Annotated in this window: 22 protein-coding genes and 1 pseudogene; 3 read left to right on the top strand and 20 right to left on the bottom strand. The window is 29.8% G+C overall.

The annotated features are described in order from the left end of the window. Positions 1-64: 64 nt before the first annotated feature. Complete coding sequence (locus tag ABDZ93_RS12995) at positions 65-1,546, bottom strand: aldehyde dehydrogenase family protein (protein WP_343826838.1); 1,482 nt, start codon at positions 1,544-1,546, stop codon at positions 65-67. Between the two features lie 430 nt (positions 1,547-1,976). On the opposite strand from ABDZ93_RS12995, the gene ABDZ93_RS12990 reads away from it, so the two are divergent. Then, entirely contained in the window at positions 1,977-2,312 is a 336-nt protein-coding gene (locus ABDZ93_RS12990) for a winged helix-turn-helix transcriptional regulator (protein ID WP_343826837.1), read from the top strand. A 325-nt stretch (positions 2,313-2,637) separates the two neighbouring features. Here ABDZ93_RS12990 and ABDZ93_RS12985 read toward each other — a convergent pair whose 3' ends face one another. The 7 genes from ABDZ93_RS12985 to ABDZ93_RS12955 all read right to left on the bottom strand — a co-directional run bounded on the left by ABDZ93_RS12985 (position 2,638) and on the right by ABDZ93_RS12955 (position 7,014). Beyond that, positions 2,638-3,180 carry a GNAT family N-acetyltransferase gene (locus ABDZ93_RS12985; RefSeq protein WP_343826836.1) on the bottom strand — a complete coding sequence of 181 codons (543 nt, stop codon included), beginning with the start codon at positions 3,178-3,180 and terminating at the stop codon, positions 2,638-2,640. Positions 3,181-3,213: 33 nt separating this feature from the next. After that, positions 3,214-3,741, bottom strand: coding sequence for a GrpB family protein (locus ABDZ93_RS12980; protein WP_343826835.1), 528 nt, complete (start codon positions 3,739-3,741; stop codon positions 3,214-3,216). Between the two features lie 134 nt (positions 3,742-3,875). Beyond that, a complete protein-coding gene (locus ABDZ93_RS12975) occupies positions 3,876-4,532 on the bottom strand; it encodes a hypothetical protein (protein WP_343826834.1) in 657 nt (218 codons plus the stop codon). A gap of 88 nt (positions 4,533-4,620) precedes the next feature. After that, complete coding sequence (locus tag ABDZ93_RS12970) at positions 4,621-4,806, bottom strand: hypothetical protein (RefSeq protein ID WP_343826833.1); 186 nt, start codon at positions 4,804-4,806, stop codon at positions 4,621-4,623. A gap of 109 nt (positions 4,807-4,915) precedes the next feature. Beyond that, positions 4,916-5,443 (bottom strand): hypothetical protein, encoded by a 528-nt coding sequence (locus ABDZ93_RS12965; protein ID WP_343826832.1) that lies wholly within the window; start codon positions 5,441-5,443, stop codon positions 4,916-4,918. 12 nt (positions 5,444-5,455) lie between these two features. Then, entirely contained in the window at positions 5,456-6,061 is a 606-nt protein-coding gene (locus tag ABDZ93_RS12960; protein ID WP_343826831.1) for a nucleoside/nucleotide kinase family protein, read from the bottom strand. Positions 6,062-6,075: 14 nt separating this feature from the next. Next, the gene (locus tag ABDZ93_RS12955; protein ID WP_343826830.1) at positions 6,076-7,014 is read right to left on the bottom strand and encodes an alpha/beta fold hydrolase; all 939 of its coding nucleotides are present in this window, start codon (positions 7,012-7,014) and stop codon (positions 6,076-6,078) included. A gap of 420 nt (positions 7,015-7,434) precedes the next feature. On the opposite strand from ABDZ93_RS12955, the gene ABDZ93_RS12950 reads away from it, so the two are divergent. Then, a complete protein-coding gene (locus tag ABDZ93_RS12950) occupies positions 7,435-8,061 on the top strand; it encodes a flavodoxin family protein (protein WP_343826829.1) in 627 nt (208 codons plus the stop codon). Between the two features lie 452 nt (positions 8,062-8,513). Here ABDZ93_RS12950 and galE read toward each other — a convergent pair whose 3' ends face one another. The 7 genes from galE to ABDZ93_RS12915 all read right to left on the bottom strand — a co-directional run bounded on the left by galE (position 8,514) and on the right by ABDZ93_RS12915 (position 17,328). Further along, positions 8,514-9,527, bottom strand: a complete 1,014-nt coding sequence (gene galE, locus ABDZ93_RS12945) for a UDP-glucose 4-epimerase GalE (protein WP_343826828.1) — start codon at positions 9,525-9,527, stop codon at positions 8,514-8,516. Positions 9,528-9,666: 139 nt separating this feature from the next. Continuing rightward, positions 9,667-10,794, bottom strand: coding sequence for an ArsR/SmtB family transcription factor (locus ABDZ93_RS12940; RefSeq protein ID WP_343826827.1), 1,128 nt, complete (start codon positions 10,792-10,794; stop codon positions 9,667-9,669). A 69-nt stretch (positions 10,795-10,863) separates the two neighbouring features. Continuing rightward, positions 10,864-12,120, bottom strand: coding sequence for an MFS transporter (locus ABDZ93_RS12935; RefSeq protein WP_343826826.1), 1,257 nt, complete (start codon positions 12,118-12,120; stop codon positions 10,864-10,866). A gap of 195 nt (positions 12,121-12,315) precedes the next feature. Continuing rightward, on the bottom strand, positions 12,316-14,085 hold the full coding sequence (locus ABDZ93_RS12930; protein ID WP_343826825.1) for a sensor domain-containing diguanylate cyclase/phosphohydrolase: 1,770 nt from the start codon (positions 14,083-14,085) through the stop codon (positions 12,316-12,318). 292 nt (positions 14,086-14,377) lie between these two features. Beyond that, positions 14,378-14,710, bottom strand: a complete 333-nt coding sequence (locus ABDZ93_RS12925) for a hypothetical protein (protein ID WP_343826824.1) — start codon at positions 14,708-14,710, stop codon at positions 14,378-14,380. Between the two features lie 84 nt (positions 14,711-14,794). After that, entirely contained in the window at positions 14,795-15,574 is a 780-nt protein-coding gene (locus ABDZ93_RS12920; RefSeq protein WP_343826823.1) for a PHP domain-containing protein, read from the bottom strand. 347 nt (positions 15,575-15,921) lie between these two features. After that, entirely contained in the window at positions 15,922-17,328 is a 1,407-nt protein-coding gene (locus ABDZ93_RS12915) for a hypothetical protein (RefSeq protein WP_343826822.1), read from the bottom strand. 110 nt (positions 17,329-17,438) lie between these two features. On the opposite strand from ABDZ93_RS12915, the pseudogene ABDZ93_RS12910 reads away from it, so the two are divergent. Further along, positions 17,439-17,570 (top strand): annotated as a pseudogene (locus ABDZ93_RS12910) (ABC transporter ATP-binding protein); the annotation flags it as partial. 76 nt (positions 17,571-17,646) lie between these two features. On the opposite strand, the gene ABDZ93_RS12905 reads toward ABDZ93_RS12910, so the two are convergent. The 5 genes from ABDZ93_RS12905 to ABDZ93_RS12885 form a co-directional block, all read right to left on the bottom strand. Beyond that, positions 17,647-17,979: a hypothetical protein gene (locus tag ABDZ93_RS12905; RefSeq protein ID WP_343826821.1), complete on the bottom strand. Its 333-nt coding sequence runs from the start codon at positions 17,977-17,979 to the stop codon at positions 17,647-17,649. A gap of 188 nt (positions 17,980-18,167) precedes the next feature. Next, positions 18,168-18,998: an alpha/beta hydrolase gene (locus ABDZ93_RS12900; RefSeq protein WP_343826820.1), complete on the bottom strand. Its 831-nt coding sequence runs from the start codon at positions 18,996-18,998 to the stop codon at positions 18,168-18,170. A 132-nt stretch (positions 18,999-19,130) separates the two neighbouring features. Beyond that, positions 19,131-19,703 (bottom strand): class I SAM-dependent methyltransferase, encoded by a 573-nt coding sequence (locus ABDZ93_RS12895; RefSeq protein WP_343826819.1) that lies wholly within the window; start codon positions 19,701-19,703, stop codon positions 19,131-19,133. 645 nt (positions 19,704-20,348) lie between these two features. Next, the gene (locus tag ABDZ93_RS12890; RefSeq protein WP_343826818.1) at positions 20,349-20,855 is read right to left on the bottom strand and encodes an alpha/beta hydrolase family protein; all 507 of its coding nucleotides are present in this window, start codon (positions 20,853-20,855) and stop codon (positions 20,349-20,351) included. After that, positions 20,840-21,070, bottom strand: coding sequence for a hypothetical protein (locus ABDZ93_RS12885; RefSeq protein ID WP_343826817.1), 231 nt, complete (start codon positions 21,068-21,070; stop codon positions 20,840-20,842). The genes ABDZ93_RS12890 and ABDZ93_RS12885 overlap by 16 nt, the downstream gene beginning before the upstream one ends. Positions 21,071-21,266: the final 196 nt, after the last annotated feature.

Raw genomic sequence — 21,266 nt, 5'->3', positions numbered from 1 at the left:
AAGAGAAATGGTAAAAGAAGGCCATCAACCAAAGTCGATAGCCTTCTTAATATATTGATTAAACCTATTTTACGTACATTCCACTTGGTTTTTCAGATAAATTAACCATAATATTCTTCATTTGAGTATAAGCATCTAGAACAGATTTATGAGTTTCTCTACCTATTCCTGAGTTCTTATATCCCCCAAATGGTGCTCCAGCTGGGAAATTATTATAAGTATTTACCCATACACGACCTGTTCTAATGCCTCTAGCAACTTTTATAGCTTTATTGATGTCTCGGGTAAATACCCCTCCACCTAAACCGTATTCACTATCATTTGCCATATCAATTACTTCCTCTATTGTCTTGAATTTAATAACAACTCCTACAGGTCCAAAGATTTCTTCTCTAGCAACTCGCATGTCATTAGTAACATCTACAAGAAGAGTTGGTTTCATGAAATAGCCTTTAGCAGCATCGCCTTCAGTGTATCTTTCTCCACCTGTAGCTACTTTAGCTCCTTCTTCCTTACCTATTTCTACATAACTAAGAATTTTATTAAGTTGAGCTTCACTTACTTGTGCTCCCATTTGGGTATTACTATCTAATGGGTTACCCACATTAACCTTCTCAAAAGCTTCAACTGCTTTTTTTATAAATTCATCATAAAAGTCTTCCTGTACAAAAATTCTAGATCCTGCTGAACAAACTTGACCTTGGTTAAATAGAATTCCTAGTTGAAGTCCTTCTAGGGCTATATCTAAATCTGCATCTTTAAAGAATATATTAGCAGATTTTCCACCAAGCTCTAGAGTTGCAGGAATGATATTTTCTGCTGCTGCAAGTCCAATTTTTCTACCTACTTCTGTAGATCCAGTGAATGCTAATTTATTAAGGCCTTTATGATGTTGTAGATATTCTCCACTCTTAGAACCTCTACCTGTAATTATATTAATTACACCCCTTGGAACTACATTTTCTATTAATCTCATAAGCTCAAGTACACTTAATGAAGTTGTGCTTGATGGTTTAAATACTGAAACATCTCCTGCCGCTAATACTGGAGCAAGCTTCCATGCAGCCATTAAGAATGGGAAGTTCCAAGGTACTATTTGTCCTACAACCCCAATTGGTTCTCTTAATATTATATTTAAAGTATTTTCATCAATCATTGTTGAGCTACCTTCATCTGAACGAATAACTCCAGCAAAATATCTAAAGTGATCTGCTGCTAGTGGTATATCAGCTCCTGTAGTTTCTCTAATTGGTTTTCCATTATCCATAGTTTCAATAGTAGCTAAATACTCCGCATTGTCATCAATGATATCTGCAACTTTGTTTAACACATCTGCTCTTTCAGCAGCTGTTGTTTTTCCCCAAGTTAGGAAAGCTCTTTGAGCTGCTTTAACTGCATCATCTACATCCTTTTCTGTAGCATCTGCAATCTCAGCTAAGAATTCTCCAGTAGCGGGATTGTAAGTTTTCAAGACTCCTCCATCAGAAGCCTCCCTCCATTGACCATCAATATATAGTTGATATTTTTCTTGTAATTTCATATTCATAGTAAATCCTCCTTGTGCATTCTCATAATGTTTTATATTTTTAAATTTGTTTTTTCTATCTCTTAATTTAACTTTATTATAATCACAAAATATCTTTTCAGGAAGTAGGCACTTTATTCTCATTAACTATACTTTTTGTGACATAGTATCATAAAGGATACTTATATATTAAAATTAAATAAATAAGATTAGGAAATTTTATATATAGCACAATATAAATAGTAGATTTTAAATTTTAATCTCTATGAAATTCATGGTATAATGCAGAGTATGTTATAGACTTTTTATATGTAGTTACTTTTTTATACTATAATATTATAAATATACTATTAGGACGGTGAATATAATGGATAAGAATTTACTATGCATATTTCCCAGACATGAAGAGTGTCATATGAGGAATCAATGAACTAAGTACTCTACGTGCCCCATGGTGGTGGTACAAAATCTTCTATCTGGTAAATGGAAATTATTAATTTTATGGTACTTAAGTTATGGCACCTTGAGATTTAGTGATATTAAAAAGAGGTTACCTAAGGTAACTCAAAAAATGCTGACTTCACAATTGAGAAGCTTAGAAGAAGATAAACTTATATCTAGAAAAGTTTATCCTGTAGTACCCCCTAAGGTTGAATATAGTTTAACTGAAGTTGGTAAAGAAATTATACCTATTCTTGAAATGATGCATTCCTTTGGAAGTGAATATTTAGATGCAGGCTTATTAAATACTGAAGAAAAGGATGAAGCTAGCACTCATTTAAATTAGTTAGACCTTTCTATTTAACCTTATATAATAACTGAAGAAGTACATATAAACCGTGTTCTTTGCTTCAGAGGGAGTTTTTTACTCCCTCTGAAGGTTACTAACAGAATTCTAAGTATCAGTATTTTTGATACTTAGAATTCGTTGTCCTTTAGGGGAAATCATTATCCAGGTTCAGAGACGTAGCAGCTCTTTACTCCCACTTTGAAGAGATGTGCGTATTAAAGCTGGTAGTCATCGGATAAAAAGTACCCAATGTAATTAGCATTGGGTACTTTTTATAATAGTTGTGTAACCTGAATATATTGGTAGCAGATTGGTACAGTATTTAACTATTTTCTTTTATCCATTTAGACTTTAAAATTGACATTTCATATAGACTCCAATAACCCTCCTTAGCCTTTCTTGCATCCTTTAATAATTTTTCTATTACAAAACCAGCCTTTTCATAGCATCTAACTGCACCCTTATTAAAATCAAAAACTCCAAGAGTTATTTTTTCAAATCCTTTAACTTCAAATCCAACTCTTAAGATTTCCTTTAATGCTAAAGCACCTATACCCTTTCCTCTTTTCTTCTCTTCTCCAATTAAAAATCTACATACCCTAGCAATCTTATTTTCTCTATCTATTTCACGCAGCTCCACTGTCCCAATAATATCTCTTGTACTAATATTAACTATCTTATATATAGAGGTATCCACAACTTCCTTATTTTTCTCATCTAAGAAATATTTTTCTACTTGAGAAATGGTTAATGGATACTCATATAAAGGTCCAGCCCATTGCAATAGATCATCAGCAGATTTATTCCTATTCCATTCTACAATTTTGTATAAATCTTCTTTTTTAATTAACTCTAATCTTATCATTTCATATCCCCTATTTCTTATAATTAGTAACTCTTATGACTTATTAGAGTATAGTGTCTTGTTCAAAATTTTCCGAATAAATTTTGTCTTTCTCTCGCAGTAAGTATCAGCATCGTATCTATACTCTTTAGCTAGTTTTGTTTTCAAGGCTGCATAATCCTCTCGTGCATCTCTACTTGTTCTAAGGTAATCTCTTAATGCAACATGTTCTAAATATCCTTTCCCTTCTTTAGGACATACATATAAGTGATATGGCATAAATCTATTTTCCACATAGCTAAACGCCTCTCTATCTTCAATGCCTAAATTCCCTTCATGATGATATCCAGCTTCTTCTAACCTCTTCTTTATTTCATGGAAATCTTTATAACTATCCATAACTACATCTATATCGATGATAGGTTTTGCAGATAATCCTTCCACTGAAGTACTACCCACATGCTCAATTGATAAAACTAAATCTCCAATATAAGAATTTAGCATGTCCCTTATTTTTTCAAATTCTAACTTCCATTTTTCATTATAAGGCTCAATAACAATAACTTTCGTTCTTATGGTCATAGATTTATACCTCCTTTTTTTCTATCTAAAATTAATTATACTATTCAGCTAGAAATCCCTGGAATCCTCATGAATAAAACAACTATTTAACTATTTAACTAGTTTCCTATATACCAATATATCTATATAAATATTTATACAGATATATTGGTCTTAACTTCTTTTCTATCTATATCAACAATTCTAGTTCTAGTATCTGCTTTTGATATAAATATTTCTTCTCCATTACTGTCTATACAATATGAAATAGGAATAGATATACCACAATTTCTGTATGAACCATCTGCATGACTTGTTCCAATTACAATTGTTTTATAGATTTTAGCAATATTTTTTGCTTCTGTTATCCACTGCTCAAATTGTTCATCGCTAAACATTCCTACACCAATAGGATGAGCAATAAACTTCATTTGATCAGTAACTCTTTTTAAATCTCTAGCACCTTTTAAAATTTCCATGCATAGCACATATCCAATATTTATTTTATTATGTCTAACTACTAAAGGAGAATATAATTCCTCATTTTCATCTGGTGGTGTTTTAGCTCTCTCTAATATTTTCTCTCCATGATTATTGATTATCACAGCTCTATCTTTGTTGTTTAATTTGTAGGAAGTAATGATCATCACATTATATTCTTTTGCAATACTACAAGCATCCTTTAATGCTTCTTCATTATCTAAATACCCTTCAGGATATATTACAATATCAACTTCTCTATTTTCTCTTATCTCATTATTAATTCGCTTAACTCCACTTTCATGTAGTGGTTGTCCTATTAATATCTTCATCTCCAACCCCCATTATCTAGATAAAACTTCCTCTAAACCCATTATAAACATTTCCACTGCACCTGTGTATAAATATTACGATTCTAAATTAAATATTGTTACTATCCTCACTATCTAATTTCTTCAATATAATATCTAACTTTTCATCTATTTCTTTATTTCTACTAACAAAGTCTTTACACCATTGTATTCCTTTACAAACAGCTATTAAAATTATAAATAACAAACTAACGTTAATAATAGTAGTTATTATTATAGTATAATCTAACTTCATATATAGTCTCCTTTCTTAATTTCAAATTTTTATTAACTTTACTTCTCTATGTCCCTCACTATTCATCTCACTACATCTATACCATCATACAAAGTAAATTATAAAATTTTTATTTATTTTCATTCATATTAATTTCTTTTACATTTAACTTAACAATAAAACTTCCCATTTGCCCATCATCTTTTAAATAATTAAGATTAAAATATAGATTATCCTTAATGATTTCTGTATCATCTTCACTAAATAATACCTGTGAACTCATTTCCCCTAAACTTTTATTTAACAAAAGTTCATCAGATAAAGATGTTCCTTTATTGTCCATTTCCATTGAAACTGTTTTTAATAAAACTACATCTTTATATCCTTCTTTATATAAATAGATACTTTCAGAATATGATTCAATTTGTTCTTCTTTACCTCCTATATACTGTATATTACCGCCACTAACTATATGTTTGTTAGGAGACATAATAATTAATCCATCAGTTATTCTTATATCTGTACTTTCCCCCTGAAATGAATATACTTTAAATTCTTGTTTATCCAGCTTAGTTTTATACCACATAGTTGTACTAATGAATACTACATTAGTTATAACTAAAAAAAACATAATCCAAAATATAAATGTTTTCTTCATACATTTCTCCTCCTATTTTACTACAAAATCAGCATTTTCAATTGGTGAATAATCTAAGATATATTTTTCTTCCGCTGGGAAGTAACGCCTTTCATATTTGCATTTTATATCCTTTAATCCACCTATATACCCATCTCTTTTTATAACTCTACTTAATCTAACTTCTTGTGGTACATCAAGATAAATTATAAAATCTAAATACCTTCTTATTTCTTTTCTTTGTAGAAATATCCCTTCTAAAAGCAAAACAGTACCATGTTCTATTAAAATTTGTTGTTCAATATATCCATCATTTTCTTTATCATATAACTCTATTAATTTATATATTTTATCTCCTCTTTTTACAGGTGATAAAATTTCTTTCACTAAATAATCATATCTCCACTGCATATTATAATAACAATCCCATTCTTCTTTAGATTCATCATATCTAATATGTTTTGGATGTATAAAATCATCAATATGCAACACATAAGTATGATACTTTTCCTTCTGTAATTGCAATTTTAATGAATTAACTATTGTACTTTTACCTGCTCCTCCTAATCCATCAATTCCAATAACATAAATTCTCTTAGAAATATCTTGATTTCTTAATTCATTTAACAAGCACTCCATTTAATATTTCTCCACTACATATTATTTCGTTCCTTTATCATTTCCTCAAGTTTATTCATTGTAAATAACAACTCTTTTATTGCATCTATAATTGCATCTGGTCTTGTTTCATTTATACAATGATTGCTATTTTTAATTACTCTTATTTCACTCATGCTTGATAATTCTTTTAATCCACTAGATAGCTCTTGTGATAACTTCTCTATTCTTTCTGCTTCTATTTTAGGGATTCCTTCTTCAATCATTTCATTAATAGAAAAAACTGGATCTTCAATTAGTATTATCAATGGACAACTAGGAAAATTTCCATACTTATCCATATATTTTACATTGTTTCTTAAATCCATTATTTCAGATAACTGATTTATGTATATCTCTGGTCTTACATAAAGCTCTAGAATCTCATTCTGCATATTAAGTGGCAATCTTAAACTTGCTTCTGATAATTTAGGTTTTATCTCCTCAATTAATTGCTCCTTGCTAAATTTAGAATATTTTTCCCATAATTTTATGTAAATTTCATCTGAAGCAAATTTATCTGATACAGGAGTTTCTAACTCATCATATTTATCTTCTCTATACATAGATGCCGATTCAACAAGTATCATACTATCTACTTTTTCAGGATACATTCTTGCAAAGTTTTGAATGCATAGTCCACCATAAGAGTGCCCTACTAGTATAACTTTATCTTCAACGCTTAACTTATCTAATAGTAAATTTAAGTCCTTAGCAGCTGTAACTATATTACTTCCCTCACTATTTAACTCACTATTTCCAATCCCAGCTCTATGTATTGCAATAACTTTTGCATATAGAAATATTTTATCTATAATATTTATCCAATCATAAATACTTCCGCCCATTCCAGGCATAATAACGACTGTTTTCTTTCCATAACCTTTTATTAAATATTCTAACTTTCTTCCTTCAATATCTATTAACTTAATCATTATTTAATCTCCTTATCTATATTTCCTTAGATTTTAGTAAGTGATCTGCTTTTAGTTATAATATTTTATCTCTATTTGTTCTCTCAATTCCTTATGAAAAGTAAGCTCCTTTTCCTAAGAAGCCTCTAATATGCTTTCTAATATATTCATTATATCCTGACTTTAAATATTTTACATTATAGGTTTATTATATATCATCCTCAACTATAACCCTATAACTTTTACATAATTTTACTCTTTTAAGTCTTAAAAAGACTGTCATCTTAAGTTAAAATAAAGTATATACTTTAAAATGGATAGTGATATAATTTATTTATTACTAAGTACTATTTAATTAATTTTGTGATAATCTCTATGTGAAAACTTTGAGATTCATACTTATAAAACTAATTTTTTATTGTATTAAAGGGGGATTTCAAAATGAAGGTACTATTAATAAACGGTAGTCCTAATGAAAAAGGATGTACTTATACTGCTTTATGTGAAATAGCAATGGAACTTGAAAAAGAAAATATACAATCAGAAATATTCCATGTGGGCAAGGCTCCCATTAGAGGCTGTATGGGGTGTGGTCACTGCTATAAAACTGGTAGTGGCAAGTGTATTTTTAATGATGATACTGTTAATATTGCTTTAGAAAAAGCTAAAGATGTAGATGGATTTATCTTCGGTTCTCCAGTCCACTATGCTGGTGCCTCTGGTATGATTACGTCCTTCTTAGATAGATTTTTCTATGCAGGAAGTAGCTTTGAATACAAACCTGGGGCTGCTATTGTAAGTTGTCGTAGAGGTGGTTCATCTGCTACCTTTGACCAATTAAATAAATACTTTACTATCTCAAACATGCCAATAGTTTCTTCACAATATTGGAATATGGTTCATGGCAATACTCCAGAGGAAGTAAAACAAGACCTTGAAGGTATGCAAACAATGAGAACTCTCGGTAAAAATATGGCTTGGCTATTAAAATCTATAGAAGCAGGTAAAAAAGCTGGAATATCCTTACCTGCAAAAGAAGAAAGAGCAAGAACTAATTTTATAAGATAGAATAAACAGAGTTCTTTGCTTCAGATGGGGTTCTTTTCTCCCACTGAAGCTTAGAAATCGTTATCCAGGGTCGTAGCCACTCTTTACTCCAACTTTGAAGAAGATGGGAGTATTAGAGCGGATAGTCATCGGATAAAAGCAAAAGTGCTTTTGCAAAATATATCACTAATCTTATATAAAATGTTGAGCATGTACTTTAATATTATTGTTAGCGAACGCCATTTGCAGGAGCATTCGATTTACTTAGGATTTATGAATGGTAAAATCGTAAAGCAACACAACTTGTTTGAGTGAATACGAGTTGTTGTGTTGTAGATTTTAACTTGAATAAATCCTTTTAGTAAATCAATGCTTCGAAACGGCTGAGCGGCAATAATATAAGTACAAGCTCAACATTTACTTAGATTAGCTTATTTTGCTAATCACCTTTAATTTATATTATAAAGTTTACTTTATTCTTCATATCCCTTTGGATTTTGGCTTTGCCATCTCCAAGAGTCTTCACACATTTCTTTTATACCCTTTTCAGCTTTCCAACCTAATTCTTCATTAGCCTTTCTTGGATCTGAATAGCAAGTTGCAATATCACCAGGTCTTCTAGATGTAATTTTGTAAGGAATTTCTCTTCCACTAGCTTCTGAAAATGCCTTAACTATATCAAGAACACTATATCCATTTCCTGTTCCTAAATTATAAGTTACAAGACCAGAGTTAGTTTTTAATTTTTCTAGTGCCTTTAAATGTCCTTTAGCTAAATCTACTACGTGAATGTAATCTCTAACTCCTGTACCATCTGGTGTATCATAATCATCCCCAAATACACTGAGCTCCTTAAGCTCTCCTATGGCAACCTTTGTTATAAAAGGCATTAAGTTATTTGGAATACCACATGGATCTTCTCCAATGGTTCCACTTTCATGGGCACCTACTGGATTAAAGTAACGAAGTAATGCTATATTCCATGAATTATCAGCGCTATATACGTCCCTTAAAATTTCTTCTAACATTAGCTTTGTTCTGCCATATGGATTTGTGGCAGAAAGTGGTGAATCCTCAGTAATTGGAATAATTTTTGCATCTCCATAAACAGTGGCTGAAGAGCTAAATACAAAATTTTCAACTTTATATTTTCTCATAAGCTCTAAAAGTACAAAGGTGCTAGTTAAGTTATTGTGGTAGTACTCTAATGGCTTAGCTACAGATTCCCCCACGGCCTTAAATCCCGCAAAATGAATTACTGAATCTATAGTATTTTCACTAAAGACCTTGTCCATATCTCCCTTATTTAAAACATCATATTTATAGAATTTAGGCTCTTTTCCTGTGATAGCTTTAATTCTATCCTTAACTAACTCTTTACTATTACTTAAGTTATCTACAATAACAACTTCATATCCCTCTTTTAATAGCTCTACAGTAGTATGACTACCGATATAGCCCATTCCTCCAGTTACTAAAACTGCCATGTAATACACTCCATTCTTGCTTTATTTATGTCTAATTTAAATTTATATCATAGCATTTAATTATATTGATAATCTTCAGAAAAAGACTCCATATACAATTATATCTCAAATTGTAAAATTATTAAAGAAAAAAGAGCTATTAGTTTAGCTCTTTATTTAAAATCTTTAAGAATTCTTCCATAGTATCTTTATTAATACTGTAAAAAATTTTATTATCTACCTTTTCCATATATACTAATTTAGCTAAAATCAGAGCATTCATATGGTAGGATACCGTAGCTGTGGTAAGAGATAGACTATTTGCAATCTCCTGTCCAAACATAGACTTTTCCTTAAGCATCTTCATAATATTAAATTTGCTTTTATCGCTTAGACACTTTAATCTATCAATTAGGATTTTTTCCTCATTATCATTTCCTATTGAATCACATAAAAGCTCATAAAACTTCCATCCAAAGTACATATATTCTCTTCTTTTATTATTAAAAACATGGCTTCTAGTTGATAAAAATGATACTGAATTAAATCTAATTATACTTGGAAAGATATAAATATCATCTTCCCACTGATCAAAGATTTTAATACCTGTGGAATCAGAGATAAATTTCGGGTTTTCTTTAACTAAAGCTCTAAGATCATATATAAACTTTTCTACTTCTTTTTCCATAACCTTAAAAGCTTCCTTAAATACATCTATAGAATTTATAATCATATCAATAAGTTCGCTTAAATACTCCTTTGGATTTTGAGAAATAACCGTAAGCCACCACTTAGATTCACTGTCTAAAGTACATCTTTCTATAAGATAAGGCATAAATTCTTTTTCTGCATCTAGGTTAGATAAATCATCCTCATCAGGAAAATCATCTCTAAGATAATCATCTTGACATAGAATATCCTTCATAGCAAGTTCCTTTAGTTCCATGGAATCTAAATTGCGAATTCTCTTACGTCCCTCAATTAGTTCCTCCTCGGTTATATTGTTAATGAACATACTAGCTATACAATGTGTTTTTTCATGGACTTCACTAATATCATTAAAGAATATCTTAAGTCTATCCATAGGTATCTTATTTCTAGTCTTAAATTTTCCGATAAATTTAAAGAAGCTTTTTAAATCCTTATTTATATATTTATCTATATCTTCGCCATACTTTTTAAAACTGTCCTTCAGCTTGTTAACTATTTTTTCTTCATTAACTATAAAATAAAGAGTATTTTTCACTTCCTCAATTAAATTAATGTTATTCTCTACTATATATTTCATATGAAACTCCTTCTCTCTTCCTTCAGATGAGTAAGTTCCAATAACTAAATCAAATATTTAGATTGTCACTTAAATTTCCTGCATGCTTTTATTATAACGTTGACATAGGAATAATACCACCATGCCTGTTCCGAATATTAAGAATAGTTGAGCTGTGCTTAAGAATACACAAAGACTTCCTACTACTAACGATCCTACTGGTGTAGCTGCCATGCATAATGAATTAAGTATTCCTGCTGCCCTTCCCAAATATTGTTGTTCTGTTTTTTGCATAAAAGTTATATTTACTATCATCATAAATATACTAGCAAATGCGCCGAATAAAAAGGCTAATAAAATGATAGTTCCATAAAGGACTAAATCAACACCTATCATAGGTACAAATGCTAGAGATAAATATGCAATTCCTATGATTACCCCTGAAATTATAAATAAATTAATTCCTTTAAATTTTTCTGCTATTTTAGGATATATAGCACCACCAATAAGCATCCCTGTAGTTAAGCTAAAGCTAATCATAGCAACTACTTCAGGTCCCTTTAACAACTCCTCATTTACATATGCAACTCCTAAAGTGTTAAAAGGTATCATAAACAAATTAATTAATGCGGCAAATATGGTTATTGACATTAAAATTTTTCTAGTCTTTAAATATATAAATCCATCCTTTAAATCTCCGAAGTACCCTCTCATATTTAACTGTTGCTTCTTTAAAATCTCTTCTTTATATCTAACCATAGCCATAAATATTCCACATAGAAAAAAACTAACTGCATTAACAATCATTCCACCACCGATACCAATGACTGCAATGATTCCAGCCGCTACAGCAAGGCCTACTAGCTCCACAATTCTAGATAAAGTAGATTGTACAGCTCTTGCATAGGCAAACTTCTCTTTTTCAATAATTAATGGATAGGCTGCTATTGCGGCTGGTCCTTCAAAGGACTCAAAGGTAGAATTCATAAAAGTAAATATAAATAAATGATATGGCTTAAGTATGCCAAATATAAACATTAATGCTGTGATAGTTACTACGGTGGCTCTTCCTAAATTACAAATGACAACTACATTTTTTTTCTTTTTATAGTCTACAAACACACCAGCAATAGGTTGAAACAGTATTGTTGGAATAGCATTAACTCCAAAAATTAAAGCCATTAATGCAGTACTCCCTGTAATTTCATATACCATCCATCCATAAGCAATGGTATCAATAGAATCCCCAAATCTTGAAATCAGATTACCAATGATAAATAAACAAAAATTTTTATCCATAAGTATGTCTTTATATCCTATTTTTTTCTTTTCTACAGCTAAATCCATAACCACACCTCTTTTCCATAATTTATATATTATTAAATTTTCTTCCTAATATTAGTTTATGATTGTATTAGATAATTGTCAATACAAATTAGATATATATCTAATTTGTATTTAAAATAAAAAGGGCAAGAAGTATTTATTCAAAATCACTCTTTATCAAAGTGTCTTGCTACTTCTCAACCCTTTACTTATTTCTTACTTATATTTCTCTTCACTATTACCTAAACATTTTAAAAATAGCTCTACAAGTCCTGGATCAAATTGGGTACCTGCACATTTCCTTAACTCTTTAATAGCATCTTCTTTACTCATGGCCTTTCTATATACTCTATCATGGGTCATAACATCATAGGCATCAGCAATGGCAATAATTCTTGCCATAAGTGGTATTTCTTCTCCTGCAATGCCTAATGGATATCCAGTACCATCCCACTTTTCATGATGGGTTAAAACACATTTTGCCACATTCATTATTTCACTAGAAGCATTGATTATTCTAAACCCCTTCTCAGCATGAGTTTTCATTACTTCAAATTCATTTGTTGTAAGTGGCCCTGGTTTTAGAAGTATATCTTCCTCAATGGCAATTTTCCCAATATCATGGAGTCTAGCTATTATCATTAATTCATCCATTTGTGAGGTCTTAAATCCATATCTCTTTCCTATTTCCAACGCATAGGATTCTACCCTTTCAGTATGCTCTTTTGTTTCCATATTCTTAGCTTCCAAGCTCTTTTTTAATGAGCTCATCATGGAGCTTCTAACACTATTATGTTCTAAGAGTTTTTGCCTATATACCCTCTCTTCTACTTCTTTAATACACTTATCAATATCTTCTTCTACAGAATGCTTAACCACTTCACCAAGAGCAATACTAAGTTCAATGTAATTATGTTTATACTTCTTACATTCACTTCTTATTTTTTCAACACTTCTCTCACAACCGCTTTCATCACAGTTTGGCAGAAGTATCATAAATTCATCTCCACCCCATCTAAAAACAAATCCTTTATCACTACAAGCTTTATTAAGAACACTAGATATACTTTTTAGTAACCTATCTCCTTCTAGATGTCCTAATGAATCATTAACTAGCTTTAATCCATTTACATCTCCCATAATTATTCCTAAAGGAAGGTGCTCCTCATTATTTAATTCTCGTATCTTTTCTTCAAAATAAGTTCTGTTATATATTCCTGTTAGAGCATCATTATAACTCAAATATCTAAGCCTATCCTCTAATTTTTTTTGGTTAGTGATATTTCTAGCTAATCCAACAATTCCCAAAACTTCACCTTTTTTATTTATGACAGGAGCCTTAAAACTTTCTTCCATAATTCTATTTCCATTTTCATCCAAGGTAACTCCTTGAATATATTTTGCTTCTTTACTCTCCATTATTTCTTTATCTACTTTAATAAAATTCTCTGCAATTTCCTTATCTGGATAAACTTCTAAGTCATTTTTCCCAATTACATTATCTACTCCAAATTGCTTATAATAATCATTAAAATTTTTATTGCAACCAATATATCTTGAATCTTTGTCTTTATAAAAAATAGCCTCCGGTAATGAGTCTATTATAGTTCTAAGAATACTTTTTTGATTTTGAAGCTCTATTTCTCTTCTTTTTTCTTCTTCAACATTTACAATAATCCCACCCATAGCATTAGTGTTACCGCCATCATCAGTGATTGGGAATACATAACACTCTTCTACTATGTCTATAGTAGTTTCATCATAAGGATACAATTGTAATTTATCTAAACATTCATTTACTCTTTTGTTATATACACTTGCTACTTTTTTCGGAAAGATTTCTTCATAGGTCTTACCTTTTGCTTCTTCTAGCTTTAAATTATAACTTTTTTCACAGGCTTTGTTAATAAATATAATCTTTTTATCTATATCTGCAATCCATGCAGCCCATGGCATATTCTGTAAATACAATTCAGCTAACCCCATACTTATCCCCCATATTTATTCCCAATAATTCATCATCACCTTATTCTACCACTTTTCTTCCTATAATATCTACATTTTTCTTGTCATACCATGTATTTTTATTCATCCTAAATTTATCTAATCTCGAATCCATACACTATTTAATATAAATCCATACAAACTTATAATATATACTCATATTAAATTATTTTATATTATTTAATATGAGTATATCAGCCAAGAAGATAAAGGAAATTATATCCAAGCTATTTGCTCATATTAGAAGCTTATTAATTTCTATGCAACCCTCTAATTATCTTCTTTCCTTTCTTCTTAATTCTCTTTGCAGTTTAAGCTGAAATCTAGGATCATTATCCATATAGTAACTTAAAATGTCACTTATAGTTTCTCCATCTAAATCTCCAATTGTACCTCTTCTATCTACCTCATCTTCTATAATGTCTAAAATGTATTCCTCTAGAATTTCCCTTATTAATTCCTCTCTCTCTTTTATTTCTTCTTCCCTGTCCTCTCTTTTCTCTTTTTCTTCATCAGCTTTTAATCTTTCTTCTATTGATATATATTTATTAATTTTTTTCTTTCGTTTTTTTCTCTTTTTCTTAATTTTACACAAAAAACATCCCATACTAATCATCTCTCTTTAAAATTCTTTTAACAAACGCTTCACCTACTGACTCTTTTTAATGAACACCTTTCCTAAGAATTCTATTTATATAGTAAACTCCATATCTTTGTTATAATCAGTTCTAGAAATCAAATATCTTTTTAATATTTTAGATGTGTATACTCTAAAGTCTAAGGAAGGCTCTACTTTTATAGAATAGCTTTCACTAGTTATAGCTATTCTTAGTTCTTCTATGGTATAACACGGATTATCTAGTTTAGTATATATCCCACCCAATTGTAATGGAGTGTGACTATCACTACCTGTAATTACATTAACTCCTATTTTATTAGATAATTCATATAACTCTCTTCTTGCTTCTTCTTCACCTTTTTTGAATATATCTTTAGCATTTAAATCTATTGCATCTAGTCTCTTTAGTAGTTCTTCAGGATGATTACATAACTTATGTCCTCTTCTAAAAGGATGTGCTCCTATTTTTAAACATCCATACTCATCAGCTAAATCTAATAATTCTTTGAATTCTACTAAATTTTCTCTATCCATATAGGGCTCTAGTTTTTCATGAATATCTAATATCGCATCTCGCCTTCCTACTAAAACAACATGTCCCTTATCCTTTATGCTAACTTCCATAGCCGGAAAAACAGAAACTCCTTTAACTAAATACCTATTGCCTTTATATTCATAATTTTCTTCCAGATATTTATATATCTCTTTAAAATTTATAGCATTAAAATGTTCACACATAATTATTCCATGCAAATCACTCAGCCTTGCATATTCAATTTCTTCAATAAAAAATCTCTCATTAAAATCTTTTCTCTTGCTCAGCAGTCCATGGACATGAAAATCTATGTTCATATTAACTTCTCCTCATAAAATTACTGACAGAATCTAAAGTCTAAACTGTAAATTCTCTCCTCTTATCATTATATAGAAATAACACTACTAAGTTACCCTTGCTAAATCCCTTCTTCCATATTGTACATAAATAAAAGACTGCCTTAAAATACTTTTGAGACAGTCTTTCTATAAACAGAGTTCTTAGCTTCTCTGAAGCTTTACTAACAGACTTCTAAGTATCAGTATTTTTGATACTTAGAAGTCGTTGTCCTTTAGGAGCATTCGTTATCCACAGGAACGTATCAGCTCTTTACTCCCACTTTGAAGAAGATGGGAGTATTAGAGCTGATAGTCATCGGGTAAAACTAAAACTTGATTTTTTCTTTTCTAAGTTTTTGTATTGCTCTTTTTTCTGTAATTACTGCTACTACTTGACTTTTTAAGTTCTTATTTTCTGAGTATTTTCCATGGAAGGATAAGAAATTGAAATTTCCTATAAGAGCAAGATTTTCATCGCAAATTAACACCTTTTCACAGGTATCACCCTTCTTTATTTCAAAGAGTTTACCATAGCTATTAAAATCATCTTTAATGGTATCTGCTATCCTTTCTAAACCACGTTCCATTTCTTCAATGTCAGAATCCTTATTGGAACCTAAACCATAAATTATCCTAATCCTAACCTCTCTGTTTAAAGCCTCTTTCATAAGGGTGTAAACCTTTTCCTTATACATTACATGATTATTTATCCAAGGAGTAACTATATCTATTTCACTTTTTGCTGAAATTAAAGCTTCTTTGAAAACATCAATAATTTCATCATCTTTTATAGTTTTATAATCAGTTATCCCTAGTCGAGATAGGCTATTTACTATTTCTATAGTGCAATCTACATTTTTCTGAACTGAAGTCATATAGCTTTCTTCTAATTCTTCTATATTTTTTTTAATATTTTCACTTATCTTTTCATAGTTACCTTTTTTCTTTAGTTCTTCAAATTCATCATTAATGTTATCAACCATTTGATTAATTTGTCTCTTACTTTGTTTTATACAAACATCCATAACATTGTTAGTATGACTCTTTAAGTTTTTTTCAAAGTCATCTAACTTAATGTTATTACTATTTTTAATTTCTCCTTTCATAGCCTTCAACTGCTTGTCTATGTTCATTCCTATTTGCATCTTTAATGAAGTGCTCTGTCTAGTTAAAATCTGTTCTACTTCTTTACTATAAATAGTCATACTTTCACTTAAAAGCTCATTTATTTCTTTATTAATCCCTCTGTAATCTTTTTCATTATTATCAATAACATAATTTTTTATCTTAGTTTCTATAATTTCTATGAGTTCTTCGTTGTTCTGTGAAAATTTATTTCTTGATTCCTTTATTACATCTTCATAGGTATTGTTCACAGCTTCACCTATTTCATTGACTACCTGTTTCTCTACAAATCTTTTTTTTCCTTTCATAGAAGTTGCTAAAACATTAGACATACTGTTATTTACCGTATCATTTGCATATTCTATAACAGCTCTTTTAACTTTACTTACTTGACTATTAATTTTTTCTCTTATATCATCCTTAATATCAACAGGTTTTTCATCAAGTGTAACTGCTACTTCTACTTTTTCTTCTTGATTCTTCTTTTTCTTTAAATTATACCCCTCAAGTAACTTTGAAAATAGAAATACACATAATGTAGCTAAGGCTATTACTATTAAAATAGTAATTACTAACGTTACTGTACTTTCTCCTAAATTTTGAAACATCGTTTTTCCCCCACAATCCTATTTGCATCTAATTTACTGTTTATCCCCATATAGTATAAATCTTCATAATGATTATACTATATATTATAATATTCTACCAAAATATATAAATCTTTATAGTTAAAAGAAAATATGATGAAAATATTGTAGCCGTCAGAGACTTTACCTTAGAAATAAAAGATAAGGAATTTATTATTCTGGTTGGACCATTAGGCTGTGGAAAATATACCACTTTAAGAATGAGTATTCTAAAATTTAAAAAGCACCTTCTTAAAAATTATTAAGCAGGTGCATAATTATTAAATTTTACTTGTTTATCTAATTTATTATCTCTATATTATCTATACTTTCAATACGGATAATACTAACTTTAGTTACATCCTTTTTATCTTTATAGGTTATCTTAACCCACTCATCATCTACATCAAGAACCTCACATTCCATTTCATTTTTTCCTGTAAATACTACAGCTCCATCACAATCAATAATACATTTCACACCAATTAGATCCTTTAACAACTTTGACAAGGCATCTTCCCCCTTAATTTTTCTTTTTAAAATCTTTAGTTCATTTTCTAATTTTTTTATTTTTGATGAATATCCCATCTGAGATATGACTAGTACGAATGCAATTAACCCAAAATACTCCAATGAATTAATCTCCTTTCTAAAGTTCACTTATAACTTTACTAAAGTGTCCATATCCTCCCATAGATATGAAACTATATAAATATTAACATATGAACCTAGTTATATATGAAACAATTTATATATAAAAATATATAACTATTTAACTAGATGTTCTGTTCATGCGATTTTCAGCGCTTTTGTTACTTAAATTAGCTCTTTACAAATGCTTCAATAACTGATTTAATTTCCATTTTATTCTCCATATATAACATGTGCTTTCCCGAAAGAATTTTAGTCTTCATATTAGGAAACATAAAATTTTTATGATGATCTGGTCCTACGGCATAATCTTCATCTCCAGTTACTACAAGAACATGAACGGTTATTTTCTTTGTAAGGTCAAAATAACTTTTAAAGTACTCTTTATTGCTAAGTCCCTGATTTGCCATGGTTGCATTAAAACTATCTATTGTATTACTTACTTCTCTTAATTTTATAAAATTATCATATTCCTCATATTGCAGTTTATAAAATATATCTTTTTTAATAAGTATAGTAACTATCTGTTGCCATTTTTCCATATAAGATTTAGCATCTATGCTCTTTAATTCATACTCAGTTAATAGTTTTGCTCCATAATATATCTGACTCTTAAAGGAATCTTCCATGCTAAGACTAACATTTAATAAAATAAGCTTGTCTATAAATTCTCCATACTTATAAGCATAATTTGTTGCAATAATCCCTCCAGAGGAATGAGCCATCACTATCCACTTTGATATACCTAGCTTCATTCTAATTTCTTCCATATCCTCTACAAGTCTATCAATAGAATAATCAGTTTCCTCGTCTCCTTCTGATCTTGCACTTCCTCTTTGGTCAAAATATATCATATTCATAAAATCTTCTAAGTCATTTCCACCTAACACTTCAAAATCAAGACTTCCTTCCCCTGGTCCACCATGGACAAATATACATGGAATACCTTGTCCTGACTTTTTTACATATAAGTTAACCTTATCAATCATCTCCAAATACATTTATTTCACCTCTTTAAAATATCTTCCTGTTATTCCAATAGTGTTTCCCCCTGGATCTTCTAGTAAAATATGATAATAAGACAATTTGATGTTTAAATACATATATAATTTTTTCTATTCATCCATTGTATATTAAGCTTTAATCTTTTTGAAAATATACGTAACAATAAATCCTCTATCATCTTGACTTTCACTATATTTAATTAACTTAAATGACTTATTTAGAACTTCAAAATCAGTTTGCTGAATCAAGTCTTCTTTTCTAATTTTAGTATCTACCCTATGCTTCCATCCAAAACCACATACAAATAAAATACCATCATCAGCTATACAGTCTCCAACATATTCAAGTTGATTCTTACTTAATCTATAATGGTTAATTAGAGCATTATCAAATACGCCAATATTTTCCAAAGAACTTTTTGCACTTAAATCAACTTGTTTTATATGAACAAAATAATTACTTCTTTTAGCAAATCTCTTCAAACGTTCAAGTGCTTTATTGCTAAAATCAATTCCAGTTACTTGAAATCCTTCTTCAAGAAAAAATAAAGTATTCCTACCATCTCCACATGCTATATCAAGAACAGATCCTTTTTTAAAGTATCCTACATTTTCAATTATTGATTTTTCAGGACTTAATGGTTTGTCACTTCGATTTTCAAATTTATCATTCCAGTATTCTTTATTTCCCATGTACTCCATATTCTAACCCCTCGTTAATCCATTTGCTAACATTCTCTTATCTCTATAATCAATAGTGTCATAATTATATTTCTTCTTAAAATAAATGATAAATACTTTTCATCATCTATATACATATTCTTTTCGAACATATTCAAATTATAACATATATTCGAATCCTCTGTATATATTTTACATATAATCAAGTTGATTCTATTATTTCTTGTTTATAAGATAAAGATTTATTGAATTAGTTAATGCAGATACAATAGAGGTTGTTGAAAGCTTTGTTAGCTTAAAGGATAATAATATAGCTATATACCGTATAGAAGTTTTTTACATTGCTTTGCCTTTTATCAAATTGACTCTTCTTATATTAGCCTAATACCTTACCCTTGCTACATCTGATATCGGGTTATAACTTACACATCCTAAGAATACTATCGTCATATCTAGCATTTTTAAATTATGACCTTTTTAATAAGAAAAATTATATATTTAAGTAGCAATCTACTTGAATTGCGCACTAAAAAATACCGCATATTCATTTTGAATAGTACGGTATTGATATTAATTTAATATTTGATTTTATTTTCATAATATAACAAAATTGTTTATTAAATTCAAATGATAAATTGGAATTTATCGAACTTCGTATTATGTTCCTTAGGCGTGGCTGGTAATCCATTCTAAAATATAGTCAAAGCGTTCTTGTGTCAATTGATGACCACCTTTATATTGCTTTATCTGCAAATTTCTTTCTGCATTTCTTGAACTATAGTGTTTTTTTACAATTTTATAAATTTGTGGTGCATCCTTTGAATACTTATCTTCATCAGAGCAAATAATTAAGAAATCTCTCGGTGCTATTTCTTTTATTACATCAACAATTTCAAATTCTTTAAGAAATCCAGGTATAATACTAGACATTTCTATTCCTGTTGAGTTATCCATACGATGTTTATAACTGACAATGCTTCCGCTTGACATGGCATAGCTTATTCTTTTGTCAAAAGCAGTTGCGAAATATGTAGTGTTCCCCCCATAAGAATGTCCTAAGCAACCAATTTTTGTTTTATCCACAATATCCAAACCGTTAAGAACACTTACTGCACCTATAGCATCTTCTATGGAAGTTTTAGCCAAGGTTTCTCCTGTCAAAATACCATGCATAGGGCAAGGAAATGATTCCATTCATCTTCTGTGTGATTTTCTTCAGTGCCTACCGCATTTACTCTTCGTTCCTCGAAACATATTGCATCTGGAGCAATTACTACAAAACCCGCACAAGCAAGCTTACTTCCAAAATCTTGTAATGGGTCACCAACTAATCCGCAAGCTTCACTTTTGCCCCAATTTCGTTGACTATGGTGTTGATGATTAATCAAAACTGCTGGGAACGGTGCTTCACCTTTTGGAATAAGCAGGAATGCAGGGATGATACGACCGTTTACTTCATATTTAATTTTATTTCTTATATAGGCATCACAATCAATAACGGAATTGTAAACAAATTCTATTTTATCTGTTATTTGTTCAAGACCGATAATTTCGGACATTCTACCTATTACACTCATTTTTTCG

The sequence above is a fragment of the Clostridium subterminale genome (assembly GCF_039521425.1).
Lineage (GTDB): Bacteria > Bacillota > Clostridia > Clostridiales > Clostridiaceae > Clostridium_J > Clostridium_J subterminale.
Note: the sequence above shows the minus strand (reverse complement) of the source record. Positions and strands in the feature narration are given on the sequence as shown.